The organism is Polaribacter sp. R77954, assembly GCF_044595335.1.
Lineage (GTDB): Bacteria > Bacteroidota > Bacteroidia > Flavobacteriales > Flavobacteriaceae > Polaribacter.
This window is the reverse complement of the sequence record NZ_CP138992.1, coordinates 1,436,575-1,449,609: the sequence shown is the minus strand read 5'-3', so window position 1 is coordinate 1,449,609 and position 13,035 is coordinate 1,436,575. Positions and strand designations below refer to the sequence as shown.

Genomic DNA, 13,035 nt, shown 5'->3' with positions numbered 1-13,035 from the left:
AATATAACATGATGACATCATTAATAGATATAAAAAAAGCCTCAAAAATTATAAAATCTGGAGGCAATACATTTAAATTATTAGATACTATTGATTTACAAGTTGAAGAAGGAGAATTCATTTCCTTAATGGGACCATCAGGTTCAGGGAAATCTACTTTGTTGAATTGTATTGGAATGTTAGATGGTTTTACAAGTGGAGCATATCATTTTTTAAATGAATCTGTTGTAAAAATGAGAGAAAAAAACAGAGTAAAACTCTACAAAGAATATATAGGTTTTGTGTTTCAGGCGTATCATTTAATTGATGAATTAACAGTAGAAGAAAATATAGAAACCCCTTTATTGTACAAAAAGGTAAAATCGTCAGAGCGCAAAGCTTTAGTGGCTGATATGTTAGACAGATTTAATATTGTTGGTAAAAAGAATTTATTTCCAGAGCAATTAAGTGGAGGTCAGCAACAATTAGTAGGTGTTGCAAGGGCTTTAATTGGTAGCCCAAAATTAATTTTAGCAGATGAGCCTACAGGAAATTTAAACTCGAACCAAAGTAAAGAAATTATGGCACTTTTTGCACAATTAAACAAAGAAGGTGTAACTATAATCCAAGCAACACATTCAGAAGAAAATGCTTCTTATGGTTCTAGAATTGTGAATTTATTGGATGGTAAAATTGTTAAATCTTAAAACATATAAAATGATTAAATTTTTCCTTTTTTCAATGATTTTAATGTCTTCTTTTTTTACATTTTCTCAAAGCACAGCAATAAAAACCTACACTTTAGAGGAATGTATCAATATTGCTTTAAAGAATAATTTAAGTTTAAAATCCGCTAAAAACTCAGAGAAATCAGCAAAAATCAACTACAATCAATCTAAAGCAGATTTATTACCCAATTTAAATGGAAGTTATAATATTGGTGTTAATAATGGTAGAAGTATTGATCCTTTTACAAATGATTTTATCAATCAACAATTAACATTTTCTAGTGCTAATTTAAGTTTAAATGCAACTATTTTTAACGGTTTTAGTTTGTTAAACACGCTAAAACAACAAAAACTAAATTCCCAAGCATCAAATTTTGAAGTAGAGCAAGAAAAACAAAACTTAATCTTAAACGTAACACTTGCTTATTTGCAAGTACTAAACAGTAAAGATTTACTTACCTTAAATAAGGAACGTTTAGTTGTTACCAATAATCAACTTAAAATTCAAAAAGATTTATATGATGAAGGTAGAGAAAATCCTGCAGATTATACAGATTTATTAGGTCAAAAAGCATCTGATGAAACTACTATATTGTCATCGAGAATCGCATTAAATAATTCAAAATTAAATCTGAGAACGCTATTAAATTTAAAGAATAATATAGAGATCAGCACAACAGGTTTATTGTTTAGTTTAGAGAAATATAAATTGACATCAGAGCAAGTTTTTAATGATGCCTTACAAAGTTTAGCGACTTTTAAAGCTAGTGAATTAAGAGTTGCCTCTGCTAAAAAGGGAGTTAGTGTAGCAAAAGCGCAATATATGCCAGAAATATCATTATTTGGCCAATTAAACACCAACTATTCTAGTGCAGCACAAACATTTGCAGAAATTGGAACTTCTTTAATAGAAACTGGTGATTTTGTAACCATAAACAACCAAAACTTTCAAGTACAAACAAATCAAACTTCTTTTCAAGTAAATGAAATTAGTTATTTAGATCAACTAGACAATAATTTGAATTCGGTAGTTGGGGTTTCATTAAGCGTACCAATTTTTAATGGTTTTAGAGCCAAAAACAATGTTGCTTTAGAGAAAGTAAGGGTAGAAGAATCTTTAATTGCTTTAGAGCAAACACAATTAGAAATAAAAAATACTATAGATCAAATACATTTTGATATGGAGGCTGCTTTTGCCAGATATCAAAGTTTAGCAAAACAGGTAATTGCTTTTCAAAAATCTTTCGATATTAATAAAACAAGATTTAATAACGGAGTCTCTAATTTCTTAGCCTACATCACCAGTAAAAATAATCTAGAGAATTCAAAAATCAATTTATCAATTGCCAAATACGATTATTATTTACGTGTAAAAGTATTAGAGTATTATAGAGGCCAAACCTTAAATTAAATACAATTACAACCAACCTAGTATTAAAATCTCTTATGATTTTTAGGTGGATAAAGATCTTCTGTTTTAAAAAGCTTTAACTCTTTGATTATCTTTAAGTAAACCTAAAATATTGTTAAAATTTTTAAGGTTTAAATAAATTGTTTAATGTTTAAGTGTATTTGTTGAACAACATAAAAGCCAAACTATGAAGTCTCTACTATCAAAAATTTTTCTACTATTATTAATAATTTACATACCAAATACTGCAAAGGCTCAAAATTTTCAAGGTAAAGCCATATATATGTCTAAATCTAAAATGAATTTAGGAAGTTGGGGTGCAAGAATGAGCGAAGAGCAAAAGAAACAGGTGGCAGCTCGTTTAAAAAATAGATTAGAAAAAACCTATACTTTGACATTTAATATGCAAGAATCTATGTTTTTAGAAGAAGAAAAGATTGATGCTATTTCTGGTGCAACAGATTCTTGGGGAGGTTATTTTTCTAGAGGAGACCAATATAAAAATATAAAAGACACAAAATTAGCACAAAGCCAAGAGTTTTATGGAAAGCGTTTTTTAGTAAAAGATGATTTATATAAAATAGATTGGAAAATGGGAACAGAAACCAAAAAAATTGGAAACTATACTTGTTATAAAGCCAAAGCTTTTGTCCCTACAACAGAGTTAAAATGGTTTAGTTTTTCTTGGAGCGATTTAAGAAAAAAAGATGAAGATGCTAATGTAGATAATCAAAAACCTGAAGAAAACTTAACAGTAGTTGAAGCTTGGTACACTCCACAAATTCCTGTTGCTCAAGGACCAGCCGAATTTTGGGGTTTACCAGGGTTAATTTTAGAAGTAAGTGCAGGTAATACTACTTTATTATGCACAGAATTGGTGTTAAATCCGCAAGAGAAAATAAAAATAGTAGCACCAGAAAAAGGTACAGAAACCACAAAAGATGATTACGTAGCCATTGTACAAGAAAAAATGTTAGAAATGCGAAATAATAGAATGAGTAGAAGAAGAGGTCGTTAAAAAAATAAAACAGATCATAAAAAACCCAATTAGTATTGTGCTAATTGGGTTTTTTTTATGATACGTAATTCTTTGTGATTAACTGTTTTGAACAGGTATTTACAGCTTTATTAAACAGGTTGTCTAAAAAGTATAAAATCCCTGTCATTTCGACTGTCATGGAAAAATATTAATTTATGATTATCAAATAGTTATATTTTTCGACTTCGCTCAAAATAACATATAGATCTACTTTTCTAGAGTCTCCATTGCAAACTTTTTTGGCATTCAACATTAGTTTTGTTCCCTTTGTCGACAGTAAAAATTACATCATCCGTTTTAAATTTTACTGCTTTTAAATACGTTTACATTTGTTTAAAATTTAAGAATAAACAATACTAAAAGATGTTTGTAAAGCATTTTTTTGAAGAAAAAAGTTAATAGTAACCCAATATTTTGTAAATTACCATGAATATAGCTCGCAAAAACCCCCAAAATATGAAACCTTCGCTAAACTCCTTTTTAAGGGTTACCTTTATTTTATTAGTTTTAAGTGGTTGTAGTTTTCCAGATCCTGAAGATGTTACTGTTGTAGAAAATCCTGAAACTGTATTATCAATTCCAGATGGATTTGACTTTAGCACCTATCATGATGTTAAAATTAACATTGTAGATAATGGTAACTATGCAAAGTATGACATTTACGCATTCTCAGATGAATTATATGATGCAGGTACTGAAACTTTTGAAAACGAATATGGAGAAACTGTTACAGAAACTTTATACAAATCAGATCTTTTAGAAAAATTAATATTTTCTGGTGTAGCCAAAAATGGTGTTTTACAGCAAACTATTAATTTACCAAAATTTTACAATCAAGTATATATTCGTAGAAACGAAAGTTTGCAGTTTACAGCTCACATAAAAGATATTGTAAATCAAGAAGTTAATTTTAATGCAACAGAAGCAAAAAAAATAGTAAAATCAAGCGCATCTAAAAATGCAATCGATTATTTATATTGTGTAAATGGTTCAGCACAATTGTTTCAAGTAGATCCTTTAACAGGTGATCTTACAGATTTATCTCAGATGCCAATGGGTAGTTTTACGTGCGCAATAGATCAAGAAAACAAAGCTTTATATTCAATTGGTAAATCTAGTCCTTTTCCGTTAATGAAATATTCAATAGAACAAGATACTTGGGAAACTGTTGCAAATTTAGGTATAGGTGGTCCTAGATTAGAATATAATGCAAATGATGAATTGCTTTATTTTTCTACTAAAGATAAACTTTACACTTTTGATCCTAGTACTGGAGCTAATTTAAATACTTGGAAAATAGTTGGGCTTGATAATATTGCTGGTGGTGACTTGGCATTTGCAGAGGATGGAACTTTATATATGTGTACATTTTCAGGATTGTATCGATTAGAATTAGATGACAATGATATTTATCAAAGTACTAGAATAAGTGCAGACAATTTGCCTTTTCAACCAACTTCAATGACTTTTGACTCGAATCAAGAATTATGGCTTGCTAATAATGGGTCTAGCAGTAATTTGATAGTTATGGATACACAAACAGGTGGTTGGCAATATCAATATGGTATTAGTGCCAATAATAATACAAATTTTAAAAGAACAATAAATGATTTAACAACTTTTAGGGTTTTTCCAGAAACAGTAAGTCAAATAGACACAGATGGTGATGGTATTTTAGATCAAGATGATGCTTATCCTGATAATCCAGACGTTGCTTTCGAGTTTTTTACCCCAAGTAAATATGGAAAAGGTACCATTTCTTTTGAAGATTTATGGCCAACTACTGGAGATTACGACTTTAATGATGCAGCATTAAGTTACCAAGCTATTGCTTTATTAAATTCAGATAACTTAGCAGTACAGTTAGATTTTACTTGTAATATTAAAGCAAATGGTGCTGGTTTTACCAATGGTATTGGTTTTGAAATAGAAGGTTTATCGCCTTCAGATATAGAAAGTGTAACAGGCTCAGTTTTATCTAAAGATTTTATTGTACTAAACCAAAATGGTACAGAAGCAAATCAAGACAAAGCAGTAATTATTCTTGCTGATGATGTAGATAATATCTTATCAGAAACTATTATTTCAATACGTTTTACAACGCCAATAAGTACAGCAAACTTAGGTGTGGCTCCATTTAATCCTTTTTTAATTGTAAATATGGATAGAGAAAAAGAAATACATTTACCCTATATGAATCCTACAAGTTTGGGTAATAAAAGTACTACTTTCGGAGGTACAAATAAAGATTCAGATGGTAATTATATATCAGATAATGGATATCCTTGGGCAATAAGTATAGTACATGATTTTAAAGTTCCGAAAGAAAAAGTAGCCATAACAGAGGCATATAACTTCTTTACGGTTTGGGCAGAATCTGGAGGCGCAGATTATAAAGATTGGTATAAAGACTCAGTAGGAAACAGAAATGAAGAGCTTATTGATAAATAATCTATGTGTAAAGTAGCTTACATATAATTAAAATCTAAATCGTAATTATTAAAAAAGATTTTGAAGAAACTTCTTCAAAATCTTTCTCTTTTTAAGAAATCATTATTTTAGTTTTAAAATAATTCACTAATTTTAAAGTAGATTTATAAAACTAGAAAGTTTAAGTAAATAGATGATTATAAGCTGACAGAAGTAAGTGTACTTTTGATCATGAATTATAGTATTAAAAATAAATAAATATGAAAAAGATAAAAAATATTGTTCTAGATTTAGGTGGGGTAATTCTAGGTTTAGATGTACCCAAAACAATAGAAGCTTTAAAAGAGTTAGGTATTAAAGATATTGTCAATAAAACTGGGCATCATTATGAACATTCTTTCTTTTACGATTTTGAAATAGGTAAAATTTCAGAAGAATCATTTTTAAATGCATTAAAAGGGTTATCAAATCAACCTATTCATAACAATCAAATTAAAGATGCTTGGAATAAAATGATTTTGAATATGCCCAAACATCGTGTAGATTTTTTATACGAGTTAAAGTCAAAATATACACTTTTTCTTTTAAGTAATACAAATAGCATACATCAAAAAAAATATTTAGACCAGTTTAAAGAAGATTATAAAACCTCCTTTAATCAGATTTTTGAAAAAGCATATTATTCTAATGAAATCGGAATTCGAAAACCAAATAGAGCAGTATTTGATTTTGTTTTGAATGATAGTAATTTAAAACCAGAAGAAACTCTTTTTATTGACGACGCTTTAAGTAATATTGAGGGAGCACAAGCAGTAGGAATACAAACCTATCATGTCCAAAATTTTGAAATATTAAATGTTGTAAAATTATTAGATAACAATTAAAAAATAACGTAATTAATTGACACCTTATTTAACTTATTAAAAAACAAAACCCTGTAAAACAATTGTTTACAGGGTTTTTTGTGGAGACGCCGAGAATCGAACTCGGGTCCAAACAAGCAGCAAATTGGCTTTCTACATATTTAGTTCTTTCTTGGTTTTCGATGTAAAGCTGATTAAGAACAATCCACTAAACACTTAACTTCTTAAATTTCGGAAATATAACGAAGCCATACATTTCCTATGTTTATTTTTACGATGCCCAAAAGTGAAACGCCATAAACCAAGGCTTTTCGTGGACATAAAGCTTGCTCACCTAGTGAGCCGAGGCTAATCTTACTGTAATTCAGATTATGCAGCTAAAGCGTAGTTATCTTCGCCGTTTATAAAGTTGAAATTAGGTTTAACGAGTGTTATTTCATAACTCGATATGCTTACAAATTCTCTGACCTTGCTGTCAAAACCAGTCGTCCCCATTTTCCTGAACTTGTTTCAGGATCTATTTCAAAGAACAATACCATTATTTTAGAAATGATATCAATTTGGGCGTTACTTTGCGCCAAAAGCATTTGGCGATAAAGTCAGGCTTTCACTACTCGTTTTTTATTCCATTATCATTTCATAAAAGAACTCAAACAAATCGTTCAATCCTTAACGCGGTCTGCAAAAGTATAAAAAAATACCTTTGTGAATCTCTTTAAATTCCAATATCTTCGAGCAAATATTATACCATTCATATTAATGTAGCTTAGGCACATCAAAAAAACAATTAAAATGAAATTCGGAATCATAAAAGAACGTAAAAACCCACCAGACAGAAGAGTTGTTTTTTCACCCTCAAAATTACAAGAGTTTCAAAATCAGTTTCCTAAAGCCACTATAAAAGTAGAAACTTCAGACATTCGAGTTTTTTCTGATAATGCCTATAAAAATGTAGGATTAGAAGTTACTGAACAAATGTCAGATTGTGATGTCTTGTTAGGAGTAAAAGAAGTGCCAATAGATGCTTTAATCCCAGATAAAAAATATTTTTTCTTTAGTCATACCATAAAAAAACAATGGTATAATAGAGATTTATTAAACGCGGTTTTGGCTAAAAATATCGAATTGTACGATCACGAAACCATTACCAAAGAAAACGGATTGCGTTTAATAGGTTTCGGACGTTATGCAGGTATTGTTGGTGCTTATAATGGATTTAGAGCCATTGGCTTAAAGACCAAAAGTTTCAGTTTACCAAAAGCCGAAACTTTAGATGCTCAACAAGAATTGATTGAAGAACTCAACAAAATCACTTTACCTAAAAACTTTAAAATTTTACTCACAGGAAATGGTAAAGTAGCTTGTGGAGCTAAAGAAATGTTAGATGCTATGCACATCAAAGAGGTTTCTTTAGATGATTATTTGTTCAATAATTTTGATGAAACTGTATATTGTTTAGCTGATGTTTTAGATTACAACAAACGTAAAGATGGCAAGGTTGTAGATAATTTTGATTTTTATAACAATCCAACAGCTTACGAATCTAATTTTATGAGATTTGCCAAAGTAACCGACTTTTTTATTGCGGGTCATTTTTTTGGTGATGGTTCTCCTTATTTATTCACTAGAGAAGATGCCAAACATCCTGATTTTAAAATAAAATTTGTAGCAGATATTTCTTGCGATATTGATGGCCCTGTAGCCTCAACCATTCGTCCTTCCACAATTGCAGATCCTATTTATGGTTATGACCCAGAAACAGAATCTGAAGTCGATTTTAATGATGAAAATGCAATAGTAGTAATGGCTGTAGATAATTTACCTTGCGAATTACCAAAAGATGCCAGCGAAGGTTTTGGAGCTATGTTTTTAGAAAATGTGATTCCTGCTTTTTTTAATAATGATAAAGACGGAGTCTTAGCAAGAGCAAAAATGACCGAAAACGGAAAGTTGACAGAGCGTTTTGCCTATTTGCAAGATTATGTTGATGGTAAAGAATAGTTTTGTTAGTTGTTAGTTGTTAGTTGTTAGTTGTTAGTTGTTAGTTGTTAGTTGTTAGTTGTTAGTTGTTAATGGAGCATAATCATCAATTTTTATTAGATTTAGCCAAAGCAAAAATGCCTTTTGGTAAATTTAAAGGCAGGTTTTTGATAGATTTACCTGAATATTACATCGTTTGGTATAAAAATAAAGGTTTTCCTAACGGAAAATTAGGCAAGCAAATGGAGTTGGTTTATGAACTTCAACTCAATGGCTTAGAAGATATGGTACGAAAAATTCAAAAAGACTATTTGTAAAATAACGACTTTCTAAAAAAAGCATATATTTACTTTCAATCTAACAAATTATTCGAGTAAATTATGGTGTTAAAGTATGTCTATTTTGGGTTTGCAGTTGTTGGCATTTTCCTGTTTTTCTTCATCTTAAAAAAAATATTTAAACGACTTCAAGCTAAATTAGACAAGTTAGATCGCAATGTTTTATTCAAAAATAAAGAAGTTGCCAAACTCTTTAAATTTATTACGCCAAGAAGAGAAAAACACATTTTAAAATTTGCCACAAGAACGTTAAGAATTACCATTGGTATTTTCTTTTTGGTCATTTATTTACCATTTGTTTTTAGTTTTATACCAGAAACTAAAGAAATTGCAGATACTGTTTTTGAGTATGTTATGCAACCAGTTCAATTTTTAATAGGTGGTTTTTTAGACTTTTTGCCTGGGTTCTTTTTTATTTTAGTAATTATTTTTATTACAAAATACCTGCTTAAATTTTTAAAATATTTAACTGGAGAACTAGAAAGAGAATCAGTACGTTTAGACGGTTTTCACGCAGATTGGGCAAAACCTACCTTTAATTTAGTTCGTATTGTAATCATCGCATTTGCAGCCATTATCTGTTTTCCATATATACCTGGTTCTGGTTCTGATGCCTTTAAAGGCGTTTCACTATTTTTCGGAGTGTTATTTTCTTTAGGATCTACAGCAGCAATTTCTAATATTGTGGCAGGCGTTGTTATCACCTATATGAGGCCATTTAAGGTTGGCGATCGTGTAGAAATTGGCAATACCATTGGCGATGTTACAGAAAGAAGCTTATTGGTAACAAGAGTTAAAACCATTAAAAATTTAGATGTAACTGTGCCAAATTCTACCATTTTAGGTAATCATATTATTAATTTTAGTAAAAATGCGGCTGAAGAAGTTGGTGTTATTTTACATACTTCTGTAACCATTGGTTATGATGTGCCAAGTGGCGAGGTAATACAAGCTTTGGTAAAAGGTGCTAAAAACACGCAAATGATTTTACAAAAACCAGAACCTTTTGTGTTGGTAAAAAGCTTGGATGATTTTTACATCAATTACGAAATTAATTGTCATACCAAGCATCCAGAGAAATCGGCCGTTATTTATTCTTATTTACACGAAAGCATAAAAAACGAGTTGCATAATGCCGGAATCGAAATTTTATCGCCACATTACAATGCTGTTAGAGATGGTAATGACTTAACTGTACCACCAGAAAACAAACCTAAAGATTATAAAAAACCTGGTTTTAGTATTGGCGATTTTAAAATAGGAGGCTAATTTTTAACAAATTTTATATTCTTAAAGAGTAATAGTAAAAGGTATAAAAATAATCCAAAGCTAATGGTCACAAACCAAGTTTTTGGGTCATTTGTACTTAATATACTTTTTTTAGTACCATTAATGGTGATGTTAAAACATCCCAAGAATTGAGTCTTAAAAACCTGCCAAGGTATATGCCAAAGCCAAATAAAAAAGTAGCAGATATCGAAAAGTATTTTGCGAATTTTGACTTCCATTTTTGTGTTATGATTTTATGAATTTGTGCTAATGATGCAATTGATAATAGGATTCCTGTAGATGAAAATGTAAATAATATAACAATATCTAACCAAACTAAATTATCAGTAGTATGATGTAAATGGATAAAATCTGTAATAATATAAGGCGCATTGGGTAGAAAAAGTAGCCAAATAAATAGTAGATTAATCAACATTAATTTTGATGATTTATACATTCTTTTCTCTAATGTTGATGAAATAAAATACGGAACATAAGCCAAAAACAAATTCCAAATTAGAAAACCCATAAATAGCGAATTTGTAATTTTTATTCTTAGCATCACCAGAAATAAACAAAAGCATATTAAAATTGAAAGGTAAAATCTAGAAGTTTTAATTTTTTTTTGCATCGCCTGATAATTTATTTTCTATGACCAAAGTGGTAATGATTCCTAAAGTATACGCTATTAAATCGCCTATGCTAAAAGACGTTCCTAAAATCAACCTTAATACTTTTGCATATTTATTCGGATAAAAACTTTGAAGATTAGTTAATTGTAAAAACTCAATGGCATAAGCAATCAATAACACAAAAATTGCAGTTTTTAAGTTTGATAATTTTACAAAACTTTTTATGAGTGCATATAAAAGTATTACGCATAAATAATCGCCAAAAGTATGTCTGATAAAACCTGTTGCATATTTGGCAATGATTATTTCTGTGAGGAGTAATATTAAAAAAAGGAAAAAATAGTTTAGATTGAATTGTATCATTGATGTTTAAAATAGAATCGTTTATGGTGTTAAATTTTTTGAGCTGTCATTCTTTCGTAAGGAGAAGTCTGAAATCATTTTTTTGTTGTTGGTTCGTTTTAAAAGAGCAAAACTTCAAACTCAAATAATACATCAGTTTTGCTCTAATCAAACAACTACTAACTAACTAACTAACTAACTAATTTTTTTGTTTTTAAGGTTATTGGGTTTGCACAACCAAACCCAGGCTAACATCAAAGCGTAAAAAATAGGCGCAAAGAAAACAAATGCTATTTTATCCATATTGAATGCAATAAATAGAACAAAGAAAAATAGAAATAGCACAATAGCATAAAAAGGAAAATAGCGATGGAAAATGATGTTTTTATCGTTTTTTTCTCGACTAAACCAAAAGAAAGGCATAATGGTACATAAAATTATAAGCGACCACACCATTACTATTAGAAAGGTTGATAAAAGCAAATAAGGCAACATTTCCATTGTAAATCCATCGTAAATAATACAACACCATATAATTATAGTAGTCAAAAAGGTTAATTTAACCACAGTAATGCCAAAGTTATTCGAATGTTCCATTATTGAATTTTATAATTGTCAAACACCAATTCTTGCCAAGAATTATTTTGTAAATTTTTCATATAATTTCTATGTTTTCTGTTGATTTTAATCTCTTTTTTATGGGCAATTTTATTTTTTTCTACGTAATCTTTCAGCAAAAAAGCATTGTTGTCAGATAGTTTTATCAGATAGTCTAAATCTAATTGCTTTGCATAATTTATATTGTAATAAGTAATAATTTTATCCCAATTAACAGTTGAGGATAAGATTAAAACTGTAAACGCAATTTGTATGTTTTTTCGAAATAGAAACCATAAATTTTTCACTTTAGATACTTTAATAAAAGTGGTGATTAAGCCAATAGCAGTGAAGCACAAAAAGAACAACACACCAATTCTTTTGTAGGTTAATCCGAATGAAATAAGGTATTCTACATTTTTAACAGCAGTTATACCAATCATAATTAGGTTTAAGGATATCCACACAAAAGTGAGGTTTTTAAGTACTGTATTGTTTTTTATAAAGTTGATACTGCCCCTAAAAAAGTATAAAATAATGGCAATGGCCAACAAGTTGGATAGGATTAAAGCGTTTACACCTGTATGAACTTGTTGCGATAGTTCAGGCGCTGTCATTTGATGAATTTCAGATAAATGTATGATATCTGTTACTAAAAATATCGCAATTAAAACATTTAGTGAAACCAGTAAAACAATACCTAAATGGACTTCACTTTTTAATTTTTTGAGGTCAATTTTTGTTAGTATTTCGTTTTTCAACACATTGCCAGTCTCTAAATCTAATTGAGTTGCTGGTGTTACGAAAATAGGATGTGTAATATTGTAAAACAGATAATAGCCCAATCCTGTATACACAATCCATTCAAAATTGATAAAACTAAAATCTATTTGCGATATCAATTCATCAAATTTTGGATTTCCATTTCTGTATAAACTGATAAAAATGATAACGATAATTAACGGAATTCCGACAGTTTTTAACCAATAACTATAGTTGATTTTTTTTGCGTTTTTCTGTTCAGTTGTTGCATTTACTTTTTCAAAGTAGAGTGTAAATGCAGCAACAAGGCTAGTGTATATGCCATTTGCCCAATTAATGTAAATGGACGATTTGTGTTCAGAAAAACTACCCACCAAAGTAAAAAAAGCAAGTAAATTAGCAATTATCGTTAAAGGAGAATTGTATAAGAAAACAGCAATACCCGAAATTAAATAGGCTAAGGCTTTTAAAAGTATTGTGCTTTTAAAGAACAAAGCTGCATTGCTAATTCCTAAAAGCACCATAGTAGTTAGGGTAAATAAAAAGAAGTTGAGTCCTGTTTGTTGATGATAAAATAAGAGACTAAAAATTAATGACGGAATTATAATGATGAGGTTATTTCTGTGGCCAAGTATTCCTTTTTGTGGTAGATTATTTGAGTTCAT

Annotated in this window: 11 protein-coding genes and 1 other RNA gene; 8 read left to right on the top strand and 4 right to left on the bottom strand. The window is 29.5% G+C overall.

Going from position 1 to position 13,035, the window contains the following annotated elements; translation table 11 throughout:
• Positions 1-11: 11 nt before the first annotated feature.
• The 5 genes from SJY27_RS06345 to SJY27_RS06325 all read left to right on the top strand — a co-directional run bounded on the left by SJY27_RS06345 (position 12) and on the right by SJY27_RS06325 (position 6,471).
• On the top strand, positions 12-686 hold the full coding sequence (locus tag SJY27_RS06345) for an ABC transporter ATP-binding protein (protein ID WP_397447414.1): 675 nt from the start codon (positions 12-14) through the stop codon (positions 684-686).
• A 10-nt stretch (positions 687-696) separates the two neighbouring features.
• Positions 697-2,118, top strand: a complete 1,422-nt coding sequence (locus SJY27_RS06340; RefSeq protein ID WP_397447413.1) for a TolC family protein — start codon at positions 697-699, stop codon at positions 2,116-2,118.
• Positions 2,119-2,305: 187 nt separating this feature from the next.
• Entirely contained in the window at positions 2,306-3,136 is an 831-nt protein-coding gene (locus tag SJY27_RS06335; RefSeq protein WP_397447412.1) for a GLPGLI family protein, read from the top strand.
• Between the two features lie 477 nt (positions 3,137-3,613).
• Entirely contained in the window at positions 3,614-5,608 is a 1,995-nt protein-coding gene (locus SJY27_RS06330; protein WP_397447411.1) for an LruC domain-containing protein, read from the top strand.
• 239 nt (positions 5,609-5,847) lie between these two features.
• A complete protein-coding gene (locus tag SJY27_RS06325; protein WP_397447410.1) occupies positions 5,848-6,471 on the top strand; it encodes an HAD family hydrolase in 624 nt (207 codons plus the stop codon).
• Positions 6,472-6,549: 78 nt separating this feature from the next.
• On the opposite strand, the gene ssrA is transcribed toward SJY27_RS06325, so the two are convergent.
• Positions 6,550-6,943: a transfer-messenger RNA gene (ssrA, locus tag SJY27_RS06320) on the bottom strand.
• Positions 6,944-7,242: 299 nt separating this feature from the next.
• On the opposite strand from ssrA, the gene SJY27_RS06315 reads away from it, so the two are divergent.
• The 3 genes from SJY27_RS06315 (at position 7,243) to SJY27_RS06305 (ending at position 10,037) form a co-directional block, all read left to right on the top strand.
• Positions 7,243-8,451, top strand: coding sequence for an NAD(P)-dependent oxidoreductase (locus SJY27_RS06315; RefSeq protein ID WP_397447409.1), 1,209 nt, complete (start codon positions 7,243-7,245; stop codon positions 8,449-8,451).
• Positions 8,452-8,522: 71 nt separating this feature from the next.
• Positions 8,523-8,747: a DUF3820 family protein gene (locus SJY27_RS06310; RefSeq protein ID WP_397447408.1), complete on the top strand. Its 225-nt coding sequence runs from the start codon at positions 8,523-8,525 to the stop codon at positions 8,745-8,747.
• 63 nt (positions 8,748-8,810) lie between these two features.
• A complete protein-coding gene (locus tag SJY27_RS06305) occupies positions 8,811-10,037 on the top strand; it encodes a mechanosensitive ion channel family protein (RefSeq protein WP_397447407.1) in 1,227 nt (408 codons plus the stop codon).
• 97 nt (positions 10,038-10,134) lie between these two features.
• On the opposite strand, the gene SJY27_RS06300 is transcribed toward SJY27_RS06305, so the two are convergent.
• From SJY27_RS06300 to SJY27_RS06290, 3 genes are all read right to left on the bottom strand, one after another.
• Complete coding sequence (locus SJY27_RS06300) at positions 10,135-10,566, bottom strand: DUF1361 domain-containing protein (protein ID WP_397447406.1); 432 nt, start codon at positions 10,564-10,566, stop codon at positions 10,135-10,137.
• Between the two features lie 85 nt (positions 10,567-10,651).
• Positions 10,652-11,032 (bottom strand): DUF2809 domain-containing protein, encoded by a 381-nt coding sequence (locus SJY27_RS06295; RefSeq protein WP_397447405.1) that lies wholly within the window; start codon positions 11,030-11,032, stop codon positions 10,652-10,654.
• Positions 11,033-11,607: 575 nt separating this feature from the next.
• A complete protein-coding gene (locus SJY27_RS06290) occupies positions 11,608-13,035 on the bottom strand; it encodes a DUF4173 domain-containing protein (RefSeq protein ID WP_397447404.1) in 1,428 nt (475 codons plus the stop codon).